This window comes from uncultured Campylobacter sp. (assembly GCF_938030145.1).
Lineage (GTDB): Bacteria > Campylobacterota > Campylobacteria > Campylobacterales > Campylobacteraceae > Campylobacter_B.
Genome location: NZ_CALHGM010000020.1, coordinates 14,141 through 37,931, shown reverse-complemented (window position 1 = coordinate 37,931; position 23,791 = coordinate 14,141). Strand labels below are relative to the sequence as shown.

25 protein-coding genes are annotated in these 23,791 nt (G+C 36.1%); 6 read left to right on the top strand and 19 right to left on the bottom strand.

The window, feature by feature from the left end:
- Nucleotides 1-63: 63 nt before the first annotated feature.
- Together Q0323_RS04510 and Q0323_RS04505 are read left to right on the top strand one after the other, a co-directional pair.
- Nucleotides 64-225, top strand: a complete 162-nt coding sequence (locus Q0323_RS04510) for a hypothetical protein (protein WP_298051954.1) — start codon at nt 64-66, stop codon at nt 223-225.
- A gap of 549 nt (nt 226-774) precedes the next feature.
- Entirely contained in the window at nt 775-1,515 is a 741-nt protein-coding gene (locus tag Q0323_RS04505; RefSeq protein ID WP_298051953.1) for an NYN domain-containing protein, read from the top strand.
- Nucleotides 1,516-1,894: 379 nt separating this feature from the next.
- On the opposite strand, the gene Q0323_RS04500 is transcribed toward Q0323_RS04505, so the two are convergent.
- The 6 genes from Q0323_RS04500 to Q0323_RS04475 form a co-directional block, all read right to left on the bottom strand.
- Nucleotides 1,895-2,185, bottom strand: a complete 291-nt coding sequence (locus Q0323_RS04500) for a type II toxin-antitoxin system RelE/ParE family toxin (RefSeq protein WP_298051950.1) — start codon at nt 2,183-2,185, stop codon at nt 1,895-1,897.
- On the bottom strand, nt 2,169-2,426 hold the full coding sequence (locus Q0323_RS04495) for a ribbon-helix-helix protein, CopG family (RefSeq protein WP_298051948.1): 258 nt from the start codon (nt 2,424-2,426) through the stop codon (nt 2,169-2,171). The genes Q0323_RS04500 and Q0323_RS04495 overlap by 17 nt, the downstream gene beginning before the upstream one ends.
- A gap of 285 nt (nt 2,427-2,711) precedes the next feature.
- Nucleotides 2,712-3,074: a hypothetical protein gene (locus tag Q0323_RS04490; protein ID WP_298051945.1), complete on the bottom strand. Its 363-nt coding sequence runs from the start codon at nt 3,072-3,074 to the stop codon at nt 2,712-2,714.
- Between the two features lie 21 nt (nt 3,075-3,095).
- Nucleotides 3,096-3,584, bottom strand: coding sequence for a hypothetical protein (locus Q0323_RS04485; RefSeq protein ID WP_298051942.1), 489 nt, complete (start codon nt 3,582-3,584; stop codon nt 3,096-3,098).
- A 42-nt stretch (nt 3,585-3,626) separates the two neighbouring features.
- The gene (locus Q0323_RS04480) at nt 3,627-4,034 is read right to left on the bottom strand and encodes a hypothetical protein (protein ID WP_298051940.1); all 408 of its coding nucleotides are present in this window, start codon (nt 4,032-4,034) and stop codon (nt 3,627-3,629) included.
- Nucleotides 4,027-4,260: a hypothetical protein gene (locus Q0323_RS04475; RefSeq protein ID WP_298051937.1), complete on the bottom strand. Its 234-nt coding sequence runs from the start codon at nt 4,258-4,260 to the stop codon at nt 4,027-4,029. The genes Q0323_RS04480 and Q0323_RS04475 overlap by 8 nt, the downstream gene beginning before the upstream one ends.
- A gap of 213 nt (nt 4,261-4,473) precedes the next feature.
- Here Q0323_RS04475 and Q0323_RS04470 point away from each other — a divergent pair, with 213 nt between their 5' ends.
- From Q0323_RS04470 to Q0323_RS04455, 4 genes are all read left to right on the top strand, one after another.
- Entirely contained in the window at nt 4,474-5,016 is a 543-nt protein-coding gene (locus Q0323_RS04470) for a hypothetical protein (RefSeq protein ID WP_298051934.1), read from the top strand.
- A 9-nt stretch (nt 5,017-5,025) separates the two neighbouring features.
- Entirely contained in the window at nt 5,026-6,258 is a 1,233-nt protein-coding gene (gene mobP1 / locus Q0323_RS04465) for a MobP1 family relaxase (protein ID WP_298051932.1), read from the top strand.
- 80 nt (nt 6,259-6,338) lie between these two features.
- On the top strand, nt 6,339-6,905 hold the full coding sequence (locus Q0323_RS04460; protein WP_298051929.1) for a hypothetical protein: 567 nt from the start codon (nt 6,339-6,341) through the stop codon (nt 6,903-6,905).
- Nucleotides 6,906-6,915: 10 nt separating this feature from the next.
- A complete protein-coding gene (locus tag Q0323_RS04455) occupies nt 6,916-7,329 on the top strand; it encodes a hypothetical protein (RefSeq protein ID WP_297882921.1) in 414 nt (137 codons plus the stop codon).
- Nucleotides 7,330-7,366: 37 nt separating this feature from the next.
- Here Q0323_RS04455 and Q0323_RS04450 read toward each other — a convergent pair whose 3' ends face one another.
- The 13 genes from Q0323_RS04450 to Q0323_RS04390 all read right to left on the bottom strand — a co-directional run bounded on the left by Q0323_RS04450 (nt 7,367) and on the right by Q0323_RS04390 (nt 23,783).
- On the bottom strand, nt 7,367-13,594 hold the full coding sequence (locus Q0323_RS04450; RefSeq protein ID WP_298051926.1) for an SNF2-related protein: 6,228 nt from the start codon (nt 13,592-13,594) through the stop codon (nt 7,367-7,369).
- A 373-nt stretch (nt 13,595-13,967) separates the two neighbouring features.
- Entirely contained in the window at nt 13,968-15,020 is a 1,053-nt protein-coding gene (locus Q0323_RS04445; protein WP_298051924.1) for a toprim domain-containing protein, read from the bottom strand.
- A 10-nt stretch (nt 15,021-15,030) separates the two neighbouring features.
- Complete coding sequence (locus Q0323_RS04440; protein WP_298051922.1) at nt 15,031-15,489, bottom strand: lytic transglycosylase domain-containing protein; 459 nt, start codon at nt 15,487-15,489, stop codon at nt 15,031-15,033.
- A gap of 2 nt (nt 15,490-15,491) precedes the next feature.
- Nucleotides 15,492-16,388: a zeta toxin family protein gene (locus Q0323_RS04435; RefSeq protein ID WP_298051920.1), complete on the bottom strand. Its 897-nt coding sequence runs from the start codon at nt 16,386-16,388 to the stop codon at nt 15,492-15,494.
- The gene (locus Q0323_RS04430; protein ID WP_298051917.1) at nt 16,385-16,663 is read right to left on the bottom strand and encodes a hypothetical protein; all 279 of its coding nucleotides are present in this window, start codon (nt 16,661-16,663) and stop codon (nt 16,385-16,387) included. Before Q0323_RS04430 ends, Q0323_RS04435 begins: the two co-directional genes overlap by 4 nt.
- Nucleotides 16,664-16,757: 94 nt before the next feature.
- Nucleotides 16,758-17,591: a hypothetical protein gene (locus Q0323_RS04425; RefSeq protein WP_298051915.1), complete on the bottom strand. Its 834-nt coding sequence runs from the start codon at nt 17,589-17,591 to the stop codon at nt 16,758-16,760.
- Between the two features lie 83 nt (nt 17,592-17,674).
- Nucleotides 17,675-18,052: a single-stranded DNA-binding protein gene (gene ssb, locus Q0323_RS04420; protein ID WP_297882939.1), complete on the bottom strand. Its 378-nt coding sequence runs from the start codon at nt 18,050-18,052 to the stop codon at nt 17,675-17,677.
- Between the two features lie 66 nt (nt 18,053-18,118).
- The gene (locus tag Q0323_RS04415; protein WP_298051912.1) at nt 18,119-18,550 is read right to left on the bottom strand and encodes a hypothetical protein; all 432 of its coding nucleotides are present in this window, start codon (nt 18,548-18,550) and stop codon (nt 18,119-18,121) included.
- A 12-nt stretch (nt 18,551-18,562) separates the two neighbouring features.
- Nucleotides 18,563-20,746, bottom strand: coding sequence for a DNA topoisomerase 3 (locus Q0323_RS04410; protein ID WP_298051910.1), 2,184 nt, complete (start codon nt 20,744-20,746; stop codon nt 18,563-18,565).
- Between the two features lie 56 nt (nt 20,747-20,802).
- Complete coding sequence (locus tag Q0323_RS04405; protein ID WP_298051908.1) at nt 20,803-21,519, bottom strand: hypothetical protein; 717 nt, start codon at nt 21,517-21,519, stop codon at nt 20,803-20,805.
- Between the two features lie 36 nt (nt 21,520-21,555).
- Nucleotides 21,556-22,656, bottom strand: a complete 1,101-nt coding sequence (locus Q0323_RS04400) for a hypothetical protein (protein ID WP_298051906.1) — start codon at nt 22,654-22,656, stop codon at nt 21,556-21,558.
- Nucleotides 22,641-23,354 carry a TrbM/KikA/MpfK family conjugal transfer protein gene (locus Q0323_RS04395; RefSeq protein ID WP_298051902.1) on the bottom strand — a complete coding sequence of 238 codons (714 nt, stop codon included), beginning with the start codon at nt 23,352-23,354 and terminating at the stop codon, nt 22,641-22,643. The genes Q0323_RS04400 and Q0323_RS04395 overlap by 16 nt, the downstream gene beginning before the upstream one ends.
- 3 nt (nt 23,355-23,357) lie before the next feature.
- On the bottom strand, nt 23,358-23,783 hold the full coding sequence (locus Q0323_RS04390; RefSeq protein WP_298051899.1) for a cag pathogenicity island Cag12 family protein: 426 nt from the start codon (nt 23,781-23,783) through the stop codon (nt 23,358-23,360).
- Nucleotides 23,784-23,791: the final 8 nt, after the last annotated feature.

Sequence of the window (23,791 nt, the reverse complement as noted above, 5' to 3'; positions counted from 1 at the left end):
GGCCATAAATTTGAACCCGGATCGAAGCAGGAGGCAGAAAATTTTTGTATCTAGAGGGTAAAAATGCCCTTGATTTTTAGAGTTTCGGGGATGTTTTCGGGGGTTAGAGGTGAGCCCGACAAGCCTCAAAATACCAATACATGGGAATTCTTTAAAATTCATAAATTTTTCGGCCATAAATTTGAACCCGGATCGAAGCAGGAGGCAGAAAATTTTTGTATCTAGACTCAAATTTAAAGGTTTTTGATATGTTTTTTTAGCAAAATACAAATTTGACGGCATAACAAATTGATAATATATATTAAAGCTACTCACTCAAAACCCCCGAAATGCTCACCTAAAACCCCCGACGAACTCACTCAAAACCCCCGAAATGCTCACCTAAAACCCCCGAAAATTTTCTGCGTGAATATACGGCTAAAATTACCATAAAATCGGATAAAGAACATGTGAATAGCTCAGGTTATTCACACCCCCTAATAATATAATAAATTTATATAATAAATTTAAACGCTGCCGCTGAAATTTTTTGTCGAAAAAAATTGAAAAATCAAGTTTAAATTTTTAATAAAAATTATCATAAAAAGTTTCCGGTCATTATAACAACCTTTCAAGAATAGACAAGTAAAAGAAAATAGTATTATTGACAAAAAAACTGAAAAAAGCTATAATCAATTACGAAATTTATGTGTTAAGGACGTCTCATACTATTGTTGAGGAAGCGTCCTGACACTTTTACCACAAAATTAATACTTTTATTATAAGGAGCATATTATGCAACAAGAACTTTTGGGTAGAAAAACAACACCTTACAGCTCGATTTTTAAACCATTGAAAACCGCTGTGTTAGTAGATCTATCTTTTTTCTTAAAACGCTATAGAACAATGTTTGATATTTCTGATCCACAAAATATGGCAAAACGTCTAAAAGACTATGTATATAAATCTGTTTTAAAAAATAATGATTATATATACAGAATATTTATTTACGATTGTGAACCTCTAGAAAACGAAACAACCTTACCGGTAAGTAAAAAACAATTAAATTTAAAAAATACTCAAACCTTTAAATTTAGACAAGAACTTTTATCGTGCTTAAAAAAACAACCTTATTGTTCTGTTAGATTGGGATATTTTGATGCAAATTTTATACAATGGAAATTTAAAAGCTATACAACCTTAAAAAATCTCTTAAGCGGAAAAATTAAGCTCGAGGACTTAAAAGATGAGGATTTCACTCTAGACATAAAACAAAAGGGTGTAGATATGAAAATCGGCTTAGATATGGCAACTTTAGCCAATAAAAAGCAGGTTGAAAAAATCATTCTAATCACAGCAGATAGCGATTTTATTCCAGCAATTAAACTAGCTAGAAAAGAAGGCATAATAGTCCAATTAGACCCTATGCAAAACGGTTACGTAAAGCAGGAATTGCTTGAGCACCTGGATATGCTGTCCTCAGTTTTTCCAAAAAATGAGAATGAAATAGATCCGGATATGGATCCAGATTTTTAAAAAGATGATCAAGCAGTAATGTAATTTCTTTTAACTTCTATTTCGAAAGGCTTGTAACAAATTATAGATTTTTTAACTCTTTCTCGAGTTGCTTTCTGTATTGTTCAAGCCCTTTAACATTGTCTCGCCAAGCGATTATTAGAATAGCTTCGATAATGCATGGAAAGATAAGACCAAGCAGACTTGCGTTATTATCCCAGTTGTATATCAAACTAACAATTATAGGTATACCAAAACCAACTATAAGTCTTTTTGACTGCCTTATCTCTTTGATTAGAAATTCTTCAGTAGTCGTGCCCATTATTTCATTTCCTATCAGTCGCTTATAAAGATATTGGCACTCTCTACGACCCTCATGGTGGTGCAAATGCCGCAGCTTCTAAAGATTTTCATAAACGTTTTTTCTATGCCCTATTCTGATGACCAGTATTTTTAACTGCTCGTTTTCCTTGCAATAGATGACCCTGAATACTCTAAGCCTAAGCCGGTATAAGTTTCTTTTGGACTTTAGCTTTTTAATCTTACCGCTAGCCATAAGCGATTTTTCATACTCCGGTGAAAAATGATTTGCGAATTCTTGTATTGAACTTAATATCATCTTTGCATCAACTTTATCTAAGCGGGCAAGCTCTTTTAAAACCTGCTCGTTGTATTCAGTCCGCCATCTCATCTACCAGCCTCTCTATCTCTTCAGCAGAGATAAATTTAGACCCATCATTTAGCCTTTTTTCAGCTAAGCACAAGTCAATATAATCAAGATAATATTCCAAAGCATCGGCAATAATGCCACTTCTACTTTTCCCAAGTTCTTGTGAAATGTTATCCACCTCTTCCTTTAAATAAGTATTTAGTGTAATACTCATCTTTGCAGCATTAGTTGCTGTATTTGTTCCCAACACACTGTTCTTCATCATCTTTTCCTTATTGAAATCCGCGAAAACTAGTATACAGTAAAGTAGGATAAAAGTCAATACTAATTGGAATACTTTTATCTATACTAATTTATATTTTTGATTTTTGCTGCTGCGCTTGATAATTTAAGAATTCACTAAAATTTTGCTAAATTCTAGTGAATTCTTAAGCCAAATTCGACATTTTAAGCTTTGAAAACTTAAATTTAATAGAATGCTTTTTATGAAAAGCCCAAAAATAGGCATCGTAGATCTTTATCTATTGAAAACCATTATTTTCATTGGCTATTTTTTAAATATCCTTTGTTTCCTAATAATTTTTGAAAATAGTTCGTCCGTGATAATATAGTTCATATTTTCAAATTCTGCTAAGTTGCCCTTAAGAATAAAGCTACCATACTCTTTTTTTAGGCCTATCATCACATTTGTATCGATGACCTTTACTATTCTTTCATTGTGTTTAAGCCTTTGTTTCCTTACAACGTATGCTTTTTTGTTGGGTTCTTCAAGGTCTTGATGTATTAAAGCGAGTGTTGGTTTACCTACTTTTCTCAGCATTTGTATTTGTTCCGGGTAGTTATCGGGATACCTATTAAAAGCACCTGTTTCATCAATTGTAAAATATTCGTCTAATAGCAAGTATTTCATTTTCCTCTCTTTATTTGAAATTTATATCTTTTTGCCGTTAACATACGTAACCTTTTTACCATCGGTATACACAAACGTTACCCTATAGTTATTTTTATCGCCACCATACCAAACGGCACCGGCTTCATTATGATCAGTATGATACACTTCGCCTCGATAATAATATCGCGTCATTTTACCATTTGTGATTTCTATGTGATCAGCGAATTTTACAGATGCGCTGATCCAAACTACATAAAAGATAAAACCTAGGCAAATGCCGGAGATAATACGAGCTGCTATGCTTAACCATTTTTTATCATACTCACACCACTTTAAAATTTTAAAAATAATGGCCGCGCCGATCGCTACAAATATTGCGCCGGCAAATACAAAATTTACGTTTACGATATTCAGATTTAAAAAATAAATATTGAGAGGTAGAACAAAACATAGAGTGCTAAGTATGGCTATATAAACTTGAAATGTTTTACTTAGTAAAAAATCTTTGATTTCTGTATAATTTTCCATTATTCACTCTTTGCTTTATCTTCTTCTTTCGTCAATTTCCTTTTAATCATCGCTATCGCCACCGAATAATAACCATCCCAAAAATAAACCGCTTCCAAAACCTGCGTTTCCCTTTTTACCTTTACTAAAAAAAGGCAATATTATAAACAAAAATATTATCAAGGCGATAGATAAAATAAAAACTAATGTTGAACCATTATTATAAAAAAATTCAAATAGTGATTTTATGGGATCGCTGAGTTTATTTTTAATGTCTTCATTTCCTATTATTACCATATAAAATCCTATACTTGGCAGAATTATTAAGGGAATACCAAGCCATCTTTTTTCTTTATTAAAAATTAATAATAATATTCCAACTATAAATGCAATAGATGCAAAAACCAAAAAAACATTTATTATATCCACCTGTGCTTTTACTATAGCGGCAGGAAATTTCTCATCATACATTTTTATCTCCTATTTGTGTTTTTTCTAAAGTTTCTAAAATCTCTTTTGCTTTATATTTTTCTAGCAGTTTTAAAAAATCAGAATAGAAATTTTCATCACTTTGCATTAAATTGTATAAAAGCTCTGCAAATTTTGAATTCTTTTTTACAAGAATTTCCTTTTTCTTTTGTTGCAGTTCGGAAATTTTTTTTCTATATTCCTTAATTTTGGCATCATATTCAGTCATTTTTTTCTCCTTTATTTTGATGAGAGGATTATATCATACTTATCTTAAATAAATATAAGTAATGATGCAAATTTATTTAGAAAATTTAAAGGATACGTTGATATAATTCTAACTAGAGAATTGATGAATTACAGGATAGCTTTTTTGTTATCTTTTTGCCACCCAAAAATAACAAAAAAGCATTCTCTGCGAGGCTCACAATAAGGAACATATATGGAAAAAATAAAACGCTCATTTAGATTAGATAAATCTAATTATGATTTTTTATCAAGATATAAAGATAAAATGAAAGTTAAAAGTATAGATCGTATCTTGAATGATATTTTATCATACATTGTTGATGGAGATGATAAAGAGATAAATTTTAATAGAATAGACGCCTCCCCTATAGAAAAAGAAACACATATAATAAGAATAAAATTAACAGATAGTGAAGTAAATTTGTTAAAGAAAGAAGCCGAATGCCATGGATTTAAATCAGTAGCGAAAGAGGTTAGATTTAGATTGCTTAATTCTATGTATCAAGAAAATTTCTTTAATAATATAGAGATGAAAGATTTAACGTTTGCTGTAAATTCTCTAAACAAAGTTGGGCGAAATTTAAGTGCTTTACTTGCAGCTATCAGAAATAGAGATCAAAATGTGAATATAAATTTTTCAAATTTTGAAAAGATGATAAAAATGTTAGATGGTAAAATATATTCTATAACCTCATTATTACAAAAATATTTTAAAGTATTAAAGACAAGGATTTAAGATTTTTTCATGAAGCGTTTAAAAAATTTTTGGGATGATGATGAGTGGAGAGCTAAACGAGTTTTCACAAATTTAGATAAAAAACAACGAACATATATTGATAGTCCAACAAAATTTAAAGCCACATATTCTACAAGTTATAATAAATCAAATTTTTTTATAAAATCAAATCCGCAAGTGGTTATGAAAATTACCAGTTCATCAAGTAATTTTGATAAATTAAAGGCACACATAAAATATATTTCTAGAAACGGAACTTTAAATGTTTTTACTAGCGATGGAGAGATATATAAAGGTAAAGAAAATTTATATAAGCTATGTGCTACTTTTAATGCTTCCATGTATGAAATTCCAACAGCCCGTGATCTTTTTTTATTGAATAAAAAAGAGAAAAGAGAAACGTTTAATATGGTTTTTTCTATGAAAGATTATGCAAATGCTCCATTAGAAAAAATAAAGGAAGCATCTATGAAGGCTATTGCCGAAAAATATCCGAATAATTACTTTGTAGTAGCTATGCATTCCGATACGGATAACCCACATTGTCATTTGTGTTTGAAGGCGGTAGACGACTATGGAAAAAGAGTCAATATAAGAAAAATTGACTTGGATGATATACGTAGAAATTTTGCTTTAGAATTGCGTAAATTGGGCGTAGAAGCAAGTACTAAAATTTATCACAAATATTCTGTGAATAGCGGCAAAGAGATTAATAAAAATATTTATATGGGTAACGCTTTAAAACAATACGGAATAAAACACAAAGCTCATTACTATAGAGTTATAAGTTTTGGTAGAGCACATTTTAATTTTGATGAAAGAGAAAAAGAGAGTTATTATGTTCGATATCGAACCAACAAGGGCAAGGATATAAATATATGGTCTGACGATCTTGAGAGGGTTATAAAAGAAAATAACGTAATGCCGAATGAATTTGCCAGATTTGTCATAGTGGGAGAAAAAGAATTAAAATTTAATGTTTTTGATAAAAAAAGTAAAAAATACTACGAAAAAACTACTTATAAAAAGATTTGGGATGTTTCAATAGAAAATCGTTTAGAAAAACCGTTAAAACCAATACAGATGAGTAGAACAACTTTTAAAGAGATTTCGGAGTCCACCGATAATAAACATATTAAAACTATGCTCAAGCACCCCAAAGGGCAAGTTGGTAGAAACATTAAAGCAAAAGAGGATTACGAAAAAGAATTTAAGGATATGGATATACAAAATTTACCATAAAGTAACTTAAGTTGTATTAATTTAATGTAACTTAAAGTAAAGTGTGGTAAAATACGTTATCTTTAAAAGAGGACTTTTCAATGAAAATCGCAATAATGAACAAAAAGGGAGGGGTTGGGAAAACACCTTTTGCTTTCAGCATAGCGAAAGATCTAAATTTGTTTTTACAAAGCAATGATAATAGCTGCATCGAGCAAATTTATCTGGATAAAGCAAAAGTTGTTGATAAGGTACAATCTATCGATAATTGTGTTTTTGATTTTGGTGGTTTCGTGGCGCCAGGGGTTTTAGAAATAATATCGCAGTGCGATTATGTAATTATTCCTTGCACTCCAGTTTATAATTCGCTACTAAGAACAGCCGAAACGATTATCGAAATTCAGGACTTTAATAGCAATATAGTGCTTTTAGCTACGGATTTCGTAGATGATAGAGAGTTAAAATCGCTGAAAAAAGAGCTGGGAGAGGAGCCATTCAACAAATTTACCACTTTTTACTTTAAAAAATCGAAAATTGTGAACAACGCCATAAAGTATGGAATGTCCTTTATGGAGCTATATAACGATAGCGTGCTTTCGCGCAACAGCTATTCTAATTTTATTGCAGAATATGTTAAACTGCTTAAAACAATCAAAAATCCAAAATAGGAGAATCAAAATGAAAGAACCGATTAAAATTCAAGATGCGATCAACCAAATCAATAAGAGTATACCACAAAAAACTTTTGCAAAAGCCGATGCTAAGGAAAAACAAAATAGTAAAACGCAAGTTTCTGTTTATTTGGCGCGCGAACAAATTTCTTATGTTAACGATTACTGCAGCCGATTTGATAGGAGTAAGGCGTATTTCTTTAGCATGATATTAGATGACTTTATTAAGAAAAATGGATATTTGTCTGTCGAGCCTACCAATAAGACTGCTACGAGGCAGTCCAGCAAAATAAGAGTCACTATATACCTAACAGATGAACAAATTTCTTATGTTGATGATTGCTGCGGTAGATTTAATCGAAGTAGAGCGTATTTTTTAAATTTAGTATTAGACAACTTTATGCAATCTAATAAATTATAGACGTATATTAAGTTAAGTTGCATCACATTACATTAAGTTACATTGTGATGCAATTTTCATCTTTATCGCTACGATTTCTACTAAGGCTTTCTAGCATTTCTAGCGCTTGGGATTTGAAATTACTCTTATAATCTTTATTTGAAGCTATTTTGTTAAGTTCATTCATAATAACTTTATTTTCCTTTTTTAACAGATTCAAAAGCTCCTGGCGCTCGTACGTAGGATTTTGTTTAATGAAGGCAGTTAAATCCTGAGTATTTTGTTGGAATTTAGCTATGTTGTCATCACATCCTTTGATTAGCAAATTTAAACGCTCTTCATTTAGAAAATTGTTTGTGCGCTTTATAAAACCGGCAAAGCTTATAGGTTGGCCATCACCTAATTTATAAATAAGATTTTCCGGCTCCATTTCTATTTCATTGTTGTCGGTTGTTTGCATATTTATCGTAAAACTTAGCTCTTTATATGAGGAGCTGTAGTAGCCGTCTAAGCGAAAACCCTTATAGTTTAAAATGGGGATCGTTTGATCATGGTTGCGAATTGTTAAATTTATCGCTCTTTCAAAAAGACCTTTCATTTTATCCTGCTCGAGTCTTATATTTTCCGAGTCTGTTTTGGCCGGTATATTAAACTCAACGGCTTTGCCGTCTTTTATAATGGAGCATTTAAAGGCCGCGGCCGGATTAAATCTTTCCTCGTATTCCAATAAATGTGTTTTGGCTTGTTCAATGTTATATTTTTCTTTCTTAAAATTTTGAATTTTATTCCAGTTTGCCCTGATGGTATCTTCTGCGTCCTGGTAATCGTTAAGATATTTCTTATAAACGGCCTCTTCTTTGTCGAGCGCCGCTTTCAGTCTAACCTGATCCATAAATAGCGGATTGCCAGTAGCGGCCGCTTTCATCTCTGCTGCGCTTGCGGCCTCTTCTTCAAAACCGCTTAGACTTCTGCTGTCCACCGTGCCTTTTCTAAAATTCAGTAGCGCCTTTGATTTTGTTTCGATAATCTGCCAAGCAACCGCATCATAGGTTCTTTCGGTTATATATCGGTATTCATTGATTTTGAAATTTTCAGGATCGCGCTCGAATAACATATTGCCCTGCCTAATAACGCGACCGTCACGTTGTATAAAATCAGCCGGACGCCAGGGTGCATCAATATGATGTATTGCTACGACGCGCTCTTGAACATTGGTTCCTGCACCCATTTTATTCGTAGATCCAAGTAAAATTCTAACCTCGCCAGAGTTCACTTTTCGGTATAATTCTCGTTTTTTCTCTGGCGTATCCGCATCATGAATAAAAGCTATTTCTTGGCGCGGAACCCCCTTTTTTACAAGCTTTTTATAAATATCTACATAAAGCTCAAAAGAATTTTCTCCGGCATCTCTATCCTCTTCCGTACCGTCGTATTCTTCTTCATCTCTATTTGATTCGATCTCATCGTTAAAATTAGTAAATGAGCCCGGCTCGTCAGCTTCATAATCGTTGTTATAAAGGATGTCGTCCTTATCGGTTTCTTCTATCTCTTTTTCGGCTTCTATATCGATGCTCTTTGAGCTTCGCTTGGGCGTGCCTATATCAAGGAAAATTAGCTGCGTTCCTCTGTCGTCGCCCCATTTTTGGTATTCTTCAAATGTATTTTCCACGCATTTGTTAATTTTGGAGCCCTTATAGTCTTTTGCGTTGCGATCTATCAATCTAAAATCTATGCCGGCTTTTTTGGCATCGGAAGTACATTTTAGATAGTTATCTATCCTGGGATCAAAGCCCCCTTTGCTAAGTTTATCCATTCTACCGATGATGGAGCGCTCATCGTAAAAGCCGTTTGCATCTTCCACTCCTATATATTCGCGTATTGCGCGGCTGGGCAGTGCTATGCTCTTTTTAATATTGACCCCAGGAACGTAATATTTATAATATTGCTTAATATCGCTATTCGTAACAATATCAGCAACGTTATTATAGGCGCCGCAAACTTCGGGTAAATTGTTCAGCGCCGCGAGGCGATCTACAATTTTGTAATTTCTCGCACTTGCATTAAGCTCGGGCGTCTTCTCTATTTTGGTAAAATTTGCTGCCCAGGCGTCAAAAGAGCCGATACCTTTTTGCTCAAGCTCCTTTGGCATAAGGTATTTATTAATACCGTAGAGCTCCGTTAAGGAGTTGGAGACGGGTGTTCCGGTTAAAAATAGTATTTTCTTATTATTCTCATTCAAATAGGTAGTAAAACCGAGCATTGCAAGGGCTTTTTTGGAGCCTATCTTGTTGCCCAGCCCCTTAACTTTCAAATGCGTAGAAAATGGTAAATTTTTATATAGGTGCGATTCGTCTACTATTAAACAATCAACGCCCAAGTCCGAAAAATCTATCATTTTGGTTTTAGATTTTTTATCGATAGCGCTTTCTAATTTAGCTCTAAGCGATTGAACGCGCTTTTGAACTTCTTTTACCGAATAGGAGCGCCCATTTTCGGACTCTTCTTCCAGGAAACTGATTGTTTCTTCCAATTCGTCTATCTCTCTTTGAATGACCTTGCGCTCGATTTCGGCTGGTACCGGGATCCTTTCAATTTGAGAATGAGCCATGATGATTGCGTCCCAATTCTCGTTGATGATTTTTCCATAAAATTCGTTGCGATGTTCCTTATCCATCGAATTTGCATCGGCCACTAAAATATTTGCATCCGGGTACGCAGACATAAATTCGTCAGACCATTGAGTTACCAAATGGTTGGGAACTGCAAAAATAGGCTTATTTAGAATACCTAGCTGTTTTTGTTTCATTATCGAACAGATTGCCGTTAGGGTTTTGCCGGCTCCCACCTCGTGATCGAATAGGCAGTTGTTTTCATTTATGGCTCTAAAAATGGCATCTTTCTGATGTTTTCTTAAGGTATATATGGAGCTGAAATTTTCTAGCTCAAGCTTAGAGCCGTCGTATCGTTTTTTGGCATAGCAATTAAACGTATCGTTATAAATTTGAACTAAATCCGCCCTTCTATCATAATCTTTCCAAAGCCAATCCGAAAAATCATCTCTAATTTTTTCGATCATGCTATTGATCTGTTGTGTTTTCTCTTTGTCTACTATCTTTTTGTAGATAGTATAGCCGTTTTTATCCACCCTTTCGGTTCCATCAGGGTTCAATACCGGCTCGTTGGTTTCCTTTTTAATCGTAATGGTGGAGTTTTCAAGCGCATGTCTGCAAATCACATACGGAGAGAATTTATCAAAACTCATTCGACTAAGATTGAACCGGCTCATTCCAACGCTAGAGCCTTGAAAAGTCCAAGCCCCGCTAATATCTGATCGATTTAATTTCCAGGATGAACTAGGAATTCCCAACTCTTTTTCAAAAAAGTCATTATAGTATCGTAAAGGTATCCAACTAGAGCCCATAGGCGCTTCTATCTCACTTGCTTTTAAATCCGGCGGGATAACTGCTTTTAAATTTGATAAGTTATGTGCCATGCCGGGGTATATTTTTGAAACGCGCTCGGCTACTTTGAATTTTTCTCTAACGTCGCCGGATAGATATTTGGATGCAAAAATGTATTCCAACTTTCCGCTTTTTTCAAGCTCCTCAGGATCTATAAAAATTTTATTTTGATCCAAAAGCTCCTTAGCCACTTCGCCCTCATCTTTTTTCAAAAAAGATGCGATATAGCCTATATTTGGCTTTCCATATATATTCATGCTTGCCAAAAGCCCGTCTTCTACGTTGTTGAAGCTCATGATTTTATTCGGTCTATTGATACGACCCAATAAAATATCGGCCTTTTGTGCGCTGTGATCTTTCGGCGGTATTCCATCGCGCAAAGCTATCTCGATCGATACGGCTCTTTGGTATCCCTTTTCCAATGATGATATTTTTGAAAATTCCACATCTTTTTTCAATGTTTTATTTATACCGGGATTATTTAAAAACTCTCCCTTTTTTTTGTGAAAACTATCATAGGCCTCATTAAGCTTTGCTCGCACGGCAATAAGACGTGGATCATCATCTGCAATGTCTTGTTTTTCAAGCCGGGTAAGCAGCTTATGAGTATCTCGCATCTGTATAAAAAGTTTTACTCGCGTAAGATCTGTTTTAGGAGCCTTGACCTTTTCTATATATAAAGTTTCTGACTTTTGAGCATGGCGCTTTATGAAAATTTGGTCTCTATAAATTAATAGATTGTCTTCGCGCAGGCCGTCAAAATACCTTTTATTGCTTCGATACTCCGAGTCGCTTTCGCTTAAAACAAGAAAATCTTGGTTTATGGTGGGCTCGTGCCATTTATAAATATGCTTAGGCAGGGTTGCTATAAACTCATCGATTTTCTGTTCCAAATTTAAGCTAGGATCTTCCAAGCAGGCTATGTCTAAAATTCCGCCCTGCCCTACGACGGGGGTAAGTTTTCCTAAAATATTCTGCGGGTTATTCTTAAAATACTGGTTTACACTAAATTTTTTATCTATGTTTTGAAAGGCGGTTTCTTCCGATAAAAGCCAGTTTTTTTCTATTTCAGGATGTCTGCCCTCCTGAAAAAATACTATATCCGCAGTAACTTTAGTTCCCGCATTTTTGAAAGTAGAATCGGGCAGGCGCAAGGCCCCGAGAAAGGTTGCTTCTTTACTTATAATTTCTCGGATTGAGGCGTCCTTAGCGTCCATAAATTTGCTTGAAATTACAAATGCAGTAATACCGTCTTTTTTCAGTAAACGAATAGACTTCGCGGCAAAAAAATTATGGATACTGGCGCCCGTAAGGTCTGAATTGTAGGGATCACTATAGGCCCGTATGTTTCCATACGGAGGATTTCCGATTACGGCATCAAATTTTTGTATGGGAATAAATTTTTCAAATTTAATGTTGTAATGATCTTGCGAAGGGTAAAGCAGTTCAAGAGCGTTGAAACTTAAATTATCAACCTCGACGGTAGTATAATTATTTTTTTGTTTGTCGCCGAACATAAGAAAAGCGCCGTTTCCCGCAGATGGTTCTAAAATCTCTTTTTTACGGCCATCTTCATACAATCCGAAATTTTCTAACGCTTTATACATGGCGTCAATTACAAATCTTGGAGTATAGTATGCGCTTAAGGATGATTCGGCCGCAAGAGTATATTCATAATGGGTAAGGAGATTGCTAATATCTTCGCGCTCTTTTTGCCATTCCTCATTTTTAGAGTTGAAAAGCCCGTTTGCTAAACGGCCATCGCCCCAACCGCTAAATTGTGAGATGGTTTTTTGTTCTTCCTCGGTAATAGTAAAATTTTTTTCTTCGGCCTTTGCCTTTTTTTTAATCTGTATTAGCTCTTTTACAAGCTTTAAGGCCTCATAATTCTTTTTAAATTTATCTTTAGCCCCAGCTATTAAGATTTCGCTCTTAGCGGTAAAATCGTTATTTTGCCCTAGCGATACAATTTTGTTTCCCAATACTTGGGATCGCCGAAGTTCATAATATCCTCTAGTATCCTCTCCGGAGTTGCCTCGTAATTCATCCAAGCCCCCATTAGTTTCTCCCGGGCTTTGATTTTGTTTCTCTTGTATATCTCGTAATCCTTCTCGGATAGTAGTCTCCAAGGATACTCCATTTTTACGTATCTCATCAGATATTCGAACACCGCTTTGGTCTCTTTGTTCTCCTTGCTCTCCCGGAAATAACTGCTCTTTAAAAGTATTGTCCAATATTTCATTAGCGGCTCCTCCTGGTAATCTCCCATCCAAAACATCGCTATCATTTTTAGTCCGGTGTGATAAGGAACTCCCAATATCGATAGAATTTCGTTCGGAGTATTGCCCGCTTCCATTAGTTCCAGAGCCAGGGGTTGCAAAAAGGTTTTGAGCTCCAAATCCTCCTGAATTGCCGCCGCCCAATTGAGTTCCGGCTGAGCTATCTGCTTCGCCATATCGCTCAATCCCGCTATTTTCAAGGCTTTGAGCCATCTCTCCGACAATTTGCGTTGGTAGAATCTCTTTGGCAGCATTCGATAAACGTTCGGCTGAAGCATCTGTTCCATAAAGGACTCGTCTATCTTCATTGTCTCGTCCATGCTCATTAGATAATGCGTTATCTTGCTGCTCGGCATCGCGGATATTTTTTCCCAAAGTGGATTGTATTCTCCTCTTTGATACCATTCGCCGATCATCGGAGGTAGAGGACTGATTGTATTCATCGATTTCTCCTTCTATGCTATCGATTTTTGTTTCGATTAAATTCGCGGCATCTTCCCAAAAGCCATCGCCGAACAGGCTTTTTTGAGTATATTTTTTTGCCATTTTTTACCCCATGTAAAGAAATAGCGTAATGATAGCAAAAAAATACAGAAAAAACATTTTTAATATTAAAGTAATATTAAAATATATTGTAAAGATTTTTCCTTTGCCGCGATTATATCCTACGATAACTTAATGTAAGTTAAAGCAGAACAATGTAACTTAAGATAAATTATTTTTGTTCTTTGTTTTCGGAATAAAATTCCTCTTTGTGTTCTATCCAATCGTTTTCTATCATAGCTTCTCTTATTAGTCGCCTGATGTAGGCGGCGCGAGTGTCATAAAAGCGCTTTTGTGTGATATATCGTATAAAATCTATCTCTTCTTGTTCAAGGCATATAGTAATTTGAATTTTCTTTTCAAGTGCCAATTTGTTTTACCCTCTTTCAAAAGTTTGCTCCTTGCTTTTTCCCTTATGAGCGGTAGCGCACAAAAAGTCTGTAAAATCAAATTTATCAAACAATTTGTTTACCATGCCGGCTTTTTTAGCTATGCGCTGCCAATCTATGATTTCAATACTTGAGGCAATTCCCGTAAGCTGTTGTGCTAGCTCCTGCGCGCCTTGATGTCCGGCATCATCATAATCATAAGCTATCACTATTTTAGCACCTTTAAATTCGTTTATAAATTTCTCCCCTAATTTAGTAGAGGCGGAACCTAACGAAACTGCTCTTAAGCCACTTGCAATCATATTTAGGCAATCTTTTTCGCCTTCCGCAAAAAAGATCGGCTCATTTAAATTTAGCCTATAAACCTCACTAAAGTCTTTATAATTAAAAATAAAATTTTTGCGAGGCCTATTTTTAGTGAAAGTATACTTGCTCAAGTTTAATATATTCCCATCAGACATAAGCATAGGGGTGGGCTTGGGATTATATTTCCAAAGCGTGCGACAAAGTCCCGCCTCGTCTTTTATAGGCATAATAAGCCTATCGGCTTGCTTTGAGTAGCCTATTTCAAATTTTTCGGCAATAGCTTTTTTTGTATCTGCGTCGAACGTAGGTAAAGTTTTAGATAAAAGTTCCCAATATCTCGAGAAATTCTCCTTTCTTTCCTGTTTAAACTTATCAATATATGATTGCGTAATCGGCATTAGAAGCTTGTTTTCTTTTTGACTTTCCCGTTTTTGACTAAATTCATCATTGCTATGAGTTGAGCTTTTAGTTGATTGTATGTTAATATTAAGCTCTTTAGATATCGTAGCAATATCTTTAAAAGCTTGTTTGAGTGAACAATTTTTTACGTATTGGTAAAAGCTCACTATATCGCCGCCCCAGCCGCTGCCGAAGTCTTTAATCATTCCATTTTTAGGGTTTATGGACGCGGAGGCTGTATGCTCGCTGGCACGCATTTTAAATTTATAAGCCCTATCCACTTCAAATCCTAGATACTCCAAAATAGCTCTAGTATCGTCTTTGTGAAGCTCCATTTCAACTCCTTTAAAATTTTATCAAAACTCGCTTTTTCTTTTTACTTCTATTATCTCTGATATTTTTTAGAACCTTTTTGTTATAAGGATTGTTTACAATCTTACCGTTATAGCAATTGAGGGCTTTGTAGTTAAAACCATGCATATCGATACAGCTTCGTAGAATTTTGGCTCCAAATCTAATATTGGTTTCCGGCTCATATAGGTCATCCAGATCTAAATTTTGCTCTAGCAGCTTGGCTTTATGAACGGAGTTTATCTGCATAAGCCCTATATCAAAAGTGCCGTTTTTATTCTTATTGTATGCTTTGGCGTTAAAATTTGACTCCGTCTTCGCTATGCCCCACAATAATTCTGCCGGAATGTCATAGAACTTGCCATATTTAATGAAAAGTTTGTTATATGTCGTCGTAGCAAATGATGAAGTCGCAAAAATTATCGATGATAAAAAAATATAAAGCAGCTTCACAACTAATCCCCAAAAGAGCGCCCATCGTCGATTTTTTCTCTGTCTATCTCTTTTTCCTTACCAGAGCTAGCTTTGAATGGATGTATCTTCGAGATTTTTTTCATTACGGAGATTTGTGCTTTCTCCATATCGCTTAGTTTCCGTCTTTTGCCGACCAAAATACAATCGATAGTCTCTTTTATTTTAGTGGTATCGTGTCCCAAGCTTTTGTCAAAGACTACATCCTGCTCGAAAAATTTATCGCGACAAATAATCCTTAAATTCTTGATTTTATCTCCGTAAGTATCAGATAGCTTCTGAACGGTATCTCCCAGTTTTTCACAGCAAAGATCACTAAATTCGCGTGGAATTTTGCGTGGAGGAGGATTCTTTTTGGGGTTGCGATCGTATTGATTTCTTTCTGTTCGAAATCTATATTCTACTGCACTCATAGACAGATCTCTATCACAGGTAACGACGTATAGATTAACTTCATAACCTTTTTTAAGCGCTAGATCGATATACTCTTTCACCTTATCCGATTTTAGCGTTTTTTCTAAAATGACATTATAGCCGGCTTCAAAGGCCCTTTTCAATACCTTATCACCCACTTGTTTCATAAATTTATTCGTAAAATGCGAATATAACCCCTCGTCCTTGTCGTCTAAAGTATAAATTGCAGAGGCATTAGGATGATCTTTTCTAAAGTTATCATAATTTAAAAATAAACAGTTTTTGTTAAAGTCGTTCTTCAAGTTTTTAATAGTATCGCTTTTTCCTGCTCCGGGTTGTCCACCTACTATATCCAATTGGGGTCTTTCGACGCTTTCTAAGGAACTTGCGACTTCTTTCCAAAATTTATTAACGACTCGATTTATATCCTGCTCGCTAAATTGCGATAGTTTTTCTATATCCGTCAAGCTTTATCCTCTAATTTGATTTCCAATTTATCGGTCAGCCTATCCATTTCGGCCATCCAATAATCTAGAGTCTTATCTTTTTCCTCGAAAATTCTATCCGAAAGATTTTTTAATGCCAAATAATCTTTGTCTTGAGACAAATCCGAGCCGCCACTTTCCAATAAATCATAAATTTTAGAAAACATACAACTCGCACGACCTTCAACAATACTTATCGCAGCTTCGAACTCATTCCCATTCATGGTATAATCCCACTTCTTTTTGCCTTCAAACATCTTTTATTCCTTTCTTTGAAATTAATATATTATATCCTAAGATACCTTAATGTAACTTAATATACGTTAAATTATACCACATTAGCGCAATATACTAACGCTCTTGCTCTAAAGATCTGCTGCGGATTTTGGAGCGCTCTTGTTTCTCTTCAGAAATAGTAAATCCAGGCAAAGCAGCCTTTACCTTTTTTGAAACTATCTTTTGTGCCTTTTGTAGTTCCGCCTCGATCTCTTTAGAGGCGGCAAATCCAGGCAAAACACTTTTCGGTTTTTCTAAAACGGTTTGAACGAGATCATCTACTTTTTGATCTTTTTCGTTAGTAGCGGCATTAGGAGTAATTTTTATATTAAAATTTATAGTTTGAAATGTTTTTCTAAAATTGCTTAAAAATGCAGATAAGCTTTCATCGCCTATCGAATTTCCCAAGCTTTCCGTAATAGATATGCTATTGTTAAAAAAGCTATTTAGTTTATCGTACCCTTCGCCCCTTCTTTGTTTTGTGGGGTTTTTGTTGCCTATCTCTTCAATCTCTTCAACAAAATTTTCTTTTGCTGCTTTTGATGTTTGAGAACGCTTAAGGTCATTATTCGATAACGCTATTAGATTATCCAAGCCCTTATCAAAGCTTCCTTCACCTAATCTAACGCGCAATTTTTTCTCGCTTTTATCGTTATCCGTAAATACTAAATTTACAAATTCTTGTGAAAATTTATTGAGCTCTTTACACTGCTTGGCTATATGTTGATCAAGAGCTTTCATGGAGCCTAAAAATATCGCTTTATCGTCGCCTTTAAAATCAGTATTTAATCGGAAAATCTCGCCTATCCCTTTATTACGCTCATCTAATTCGAAAGAGGCAATTTTAAAGGCGCTAAAATCCTCCTTTTTTAAATTTGTTTTTTCTTCAGCTGTTTCTTTTATACTCATAGTAGATCCTTCGTTTTATATTGCACGTTATATTAAAGTAGTGTAAGATAACTTAAGTCATCTTACACTATGCCAAGGCATATTTATTGATTGCCAGAATCCAAAGGGGTTCCGCTTGCGTTTGGTTCCGCCTTAGGCTTACTATCAAGCATGATCATATCTGCAACATCCACGCAATGCTTAGATCTATTTGCCCCGTTGTTATCCGTCCAGGTTTCATATTTCAAATTTCCCGAGACGTAGATCTTCGACCCCTTTCTGAGATATTGATTAGCGACTTCCGCCATACGTCCCCAAAAAGTAATGTCAATAAAACAAGTCTCTTCGACTTTTTCCCCATTCGAGTTGGTATAACTCTTGTTAGAGGCAATACCGGTTTTCGCGCAAGCCGTACCGCTTGGTAGATACCTAAGCTCTATGTCCCTGGTTAAAAACCCAATGATTTTAGCTTCTGCTAACATTTTTACTCCTTGTAATAAAAGTGTGTTCATAGTTTTTTGTTTTGCAAATAATGGACTTTGGCCGCATCATCTTTCAAGTTCCCTTTCCTTACTTTGCTGCTTCTGTCTTTTCTTAAATTTTGGCGCAACCTTTTTAATTTTTGAGAAAAGCCGGCTTTTAGCCTTTTCCATTTCGCTATAATTTTGTTCGGACGCTCTTGCTTCGGCCAACATATCACCTGTTACGTTAAAACCTCTGCTGTCGTTTATGGCGAAAAAAGTATGTCTAATATGGCTATTTCCCTCTTCGTCCACAACTATCTCTTCACCTATTCGATCTTTATTCTTTAGGTAATAATCGATTATCTCTTTTTTATTACCTGAATATCGCTCAACATATCGATCGCCGCCTTCGCTTTCTAAAATGAGATCAATTTTATAAATTTCGTTCTCATCGAGATAGTACTTTTTGCTTTTTTTCTCGAGTTCGTCTCTTAAAACTGCCTCTTCATTAGTCATTTGTTTATCCTTTCAAAATTTTGGATTGCCCCTAGAGTCCGCAAAACATTTGAAGTTACAGCCGTTCTTGTACTCGGAACATCCGAACCAGGTATAGGGTTTGCCATCTTTTTTACTTTTATTCTTGTAGGAAATAAGGATACCTTTGCCGCACTTCGGGCATTTTATGGCAGATTTAGGTTGTGGCTTCGGCGTATTTTGCAAGACGGGTTTTCCTTTGTTATCAGCCAGGAAGCCCAAATCACAATTTTTATAGTTGCTGCAACCCCACCAGAATGCCCCCTTTTTACCTTTATTTTCGTGTCTGACGAGAAGGCTGCCACATTTTGGGCATTTAGGTGCATTGCTCATGAGCTTCGTTACGTCTACGCCGTTAAATTTAATTTTTGAAATTTCTTCGGCTATGATTTGGTTTATGCCCTGCAAAAATTCCTCACGACCCCTTCTTCCGGATATGATCTCTTTTTGTTCCTCAAACCAAAGCGCCGTCATATCGGGCTTTGTTAAAATTTGTGGTGCTAGAGCGAAAAAGTTTCTACCAAGTTCGGTGGAGACTATATTTTTGCCTTTTTCCGCTACAAAGCCTCTATCAAATAACTTTTTAATATGCTCCGATCGGGTAGCCGGCGTTCCTATCCCGCCATTTTCGCCTTTTTTATCTTTATCTTTTTCTTGTAGCAACTTCTTTATGCGTTCGTCTTTGACATATTTTGAGACGGCTGTCAAATCCTTAAGTAGCGTAGCCATAGTGTAATATGGTTTAGGCTTAGTCTGTTGCTTAGAGATTTTTACCTCTTTGCATATCGCTTCCCGCCCTTGTTCTAAGGCGGTAAGATCCATCGCCACCTCTTCTTCGGGCTTTATCTCATCATCCGCCTCATCTTTATCAAAGACCGTCTTATAGCCCTGTTTAATAACTTTTTTAGCGCTAGCGATAAATTTTTCGCCATCCACGGTGGCCTCCAAATCCGTTTGAATAAATTCTTGCGGCGGATAGAATATGGCCGTAAAACGTTTTGCGATGAGCTCATAAACGTTTTGTTCCTCCAGGCTAAGGTTTGTAACTTTTGTAGCCGTAGGAATGATTGCGTAGTGAGCCGTTATGTTTTTATCGTTAAAAGCACTCGATTTAATGCCGGGATCTGCCCCATTAGTAAGTTGAGCAAGCGAGGGTAGATTTTGTCCTACGTAATTTAAAATTTCAGAACATTGCTCAAATAGGTTTTCCGGTAGATATTGGCAATCGCTCCTGTTATAGGTTATTGCCTTATGCTTCTCGCGTAGGCTTTGCGTAATTTGTAGCGTTTTATCTGGCTTGTAGCCGAATTTTTTTGAACAGTCGGCTTGTAAAAGAAGCAAATTATATGGAAGCGGCGGGAACTCATTTCGTGTTTCATGCGTAGCTTTGGTAATTAAGCCGTTTTTGTTTTGCACCTTAGCTCCAATCGCATTTGCAAAACTTTCATCGATGATTTTCTCATCGCTTTTGTATCGCATAGGAACAGTAAGTCCTTGCGTAGAAACGGCGGCGCTAATCGTATAATAAAAACTAGCCTTATGGTTCTCGTGTTCTACATCTCTATTAACTATAAGGCCTAAGATGGGAGTTTGCACACGCCCGACGCTTAAAACATCATTATAGCCCTTTTCCTGTGCAATTTTAGTATAGGCTCGCGTTAAATTTATACCGACCAACCAATCTGCTTGAGCGCGGGAAAATCCGCACTCACTTAGTCCTTTAAAATCGCTATTTGGGCGGATATTTTTTAGTTGTGCGCGAATGCCCTTTTCCGTTAGATCTTGCAACATCAAGCGATAGATCTTCTTATCGGTTCTGGAGTAGTTTAGTATCTCATCGATTAAAATTTGCCCCTCTTCGTCTGCATCGCCGCAATTTATTATCTGTGTTATTTTATCGCTGTTAATCAGGGCGCAGATGATTTTTAACTGCTTCTTTGAGCCTTCGATAGGTTTATATTTGAATTCATCAATTTTAATAGGTAGGGCAGCAAAATCCCAACGTCTCAGGCTTTCATCATAGTCCTCCGGCTTATATAGCTCTAAAATATGCCCAAAAGCCCACGTAACGACATCATTACCTTTTATAAAATAGCCATCGCCTTTTTTTTGTGTGCCGTCTAAACTAGCGCCGATGGCTTTAGCTAGATCCGGCTTTTCCGCAATAAAAAGCCTCATTATATTACCTTTTAACACTGTAAATAGCCGCCTCTTAAGAGGCGGCGTATGACGGATTAAATTTCGCGCTCCATATCTTTGATACCACCTTTTGCTAAATCTACAAGCTTGCTTTCGCCCTCTTTTTGTGTTCCGTCCTTGTCTACACTAATCGGAGCTATTGATTTAACTATGGTTCCTTGTTGTTTTATATAGCCGATTTCTACATTGGCAAATTTTTCTATCCCATCGATCAGCTGCATGAGCTTAGGGTATTTTTGCAACGTGCTATTATTATGAGCGCTTAGATTGTATGAAACCCCCTTGGCGCACATTGCGCCAAATTTATTTATGAGGCTGGTATCATTGTTTTTATCGAATGCATATCCACCCTCCCTTTTTGTTGCGTATAGAACTTGAGCGTCTTGCATTAGTTCCCCGGCCTTATTTCTAATTTCCGGCTGCAACTCTATTTTCATTTTATAATCTCTATAGGCTAACCCCCTTGAGCTAATCCTGGATTGCGACCAAAGATCAGCCTTAAGATAAACATCCTTATCGTTTTCGTCTTTTGCATTTACGGTGATAGGAATTTTTGATTCCACTGCGCTTAAAAGAGCGTTAATCTGTGCTAGTTTCGACATCACGGATCTAGCGGTAGGCTTTACAGTCTTTCCCGCTTCATTTACATATTCCTCGTCTATCCCAAATCCCACTAGGGTTTTGTTTTTGTCAGGAAGCTCCGTTTTTGACACGAAAACCTTGCTAGTCTTGAACTCTTGATCATCGGCCATAGATTTTATAGGTGCCATTATTTTTTCCTTTCAAAGTTATTTCTGTTTTTTTAAGATTATCATCTTAGTATCGCCGTCATCTACAAATTTAGCGTCTGAATGGAACTCGAATACGAATTCGTTTCGTTTTTCTATCAGATCCACTCCGCCTAATCGTTGGATATCAGCTTTCATGCTTGTAAGCGTTTGGTTCTCAAAGTAGATAAACGCACCAAGACCTACCCCTGCTAATAAAAGCAAAACTAAAGCTATTGCTGCCCCTCTCACCCCCCAATTAATAAATTTTTTTGATCTTTCGATTGCTTCTTTTTGCTCGGTCAGTTTATTGTGGTATAGCTCCAGCTGCTCGTCTACGCCTTGTAGATGCTTTTGCTGGTTTTCGATAATGTTTTTGCCGAAAATATCGTATTGAGAGGCGATATTTTCGAGCCTTTTTTCTATAGTATTATTAAAATTTTGAATCGTATTTAAATTTTCATTGAGCTCTTTTTCCTGGTTCTCAAACCTGGTTTTTAAATTTAACTTTTCGTAACTCTCTACGAAATCTTTAATATTGGCATAAACGCTTTTTATCAGTAAATTTTGATTGGTTAATTGCAAAAACTCCTTAGACGGAGCCTGTATAAAGAAGTTCATAATGGTATCAAAATAGTTTTTAATTGCAATATTGGTATCTTTTAGCGATTTTAGAACCGCGCATAGCTCCTCGTTATTTTTAAATCGCACCTGTAGGCCTTCGCAAATATTCTCTGATTCTTGTACTAAAAGTCTAAATTCGCCTACCGTTTTGCTATAATCTACGATATCGCGCCTATTTTCGCCGCGCTCTATAACTATTCCGATTTTTTTGAATTGCGCTAATATCTTATCCGTCTCACCTTTTATATATGTTTTTAATTCGGGGGTCTCGGCCTGTAAAATAGGCATAGAGGCAAACAAATCGGGCTGCGTCTTTAATTCATCTTCACTTTCTTGTGGCCGAATATCATCCGTTTCGGCTAAATTTTGAATTATTTCGTTTTCTTCGTCGCTCATATCGTCCGGTAGCTCTTCTATGTCTTTGATCAATATGGGCTCGTCCATCCCCTCAGGGATGAACGGCTCTTGCTCTTGCGTCTGCATTACTGTAAAACCCAACAATCTTTTTTGATAGGCTCTTTGACGTAGTACCTAACTTTAGGCTGATGATTTTTTAACTTATCGCCGCCGCCCAGCTCATCCTTCTCGATTATCATCTCGACTAGGCTAGGATTTTTGGCCTTCATCGCATCGTAGATATTCTTATCTACGAGCCTTAAGCTATAGCCTCTGTTCCAATCCGCTATCGGCCAAAACGTTTGCTCACATACATACTTCGGCCTTATGTTGGTGTAGGCCGAGCTTGCTAGAGCTGCGCAAGCACCCTCCAGTTCCGGACTTACCCTGGCAAATTTAGCCGTAATATTCTTTTGATTAAGATATTTGCCTTTGTCGTTTGTATATTCGATATTGGAATTTAGGTTATTAACATCGCAAGGGTTGTTGAGATTGGTTAGAATTTCATCTCTTAGCTTCGTAAATTGCTCGTCTTTCTCCCCTTCTTCTCCCATCGGGCAAAGCTTTAAAAAGTTATTTCTTGCCTTCAGCGTATTTTTCCACTTTTTAGCTTTAATGCTAAAATACCTATGCAAGCTAGGCTTACATTCGGCCGGCTTTTCGGAGCTACTTAGACACAAAATAGCTTCGCATGCGAGCCTTTTATCGCCCTGAAGCAACTCGAGTTGATCCGCTGCTTCGGCAAATACAGAAACCGCCGAAAACATGCAACCGACTAAAAACAAATTTAGCTTTTTCATCTTTTATCCTTTCGTCTTTTTATGAAAAAAAAGCACGTTAACTGTCTCTTTTGAATGATTGACCATGTAGATAGGATGAAGCTCTATATCGGCTTCCACTCCATTTCTTAAAAAATACTCTTTATACTGCCCGGTAATGTCGGAATTTCCTATAATGATCATTCTATCGGCATTATGTGCCAGGTAAAATGCTTTTACGACATCATCGTCCGCAATAAACCTGTCGCCCTGCTTATGGAAATACATATTGTAAGTCCAATCAACCTGCTTTAAAAAAGGATCTTTAGGCACGCTTTTAGAATGCTCCGCTATAAGCTCCTGATTTATCGTAACGGCTTCCGTTCCATCTAAAACTACCGGCTCCGGCGGTTTGGAACAACCGCTTAATAAGACCGAACCGGCTATTAACGATATAACACCATTTTTCAAATTTACTC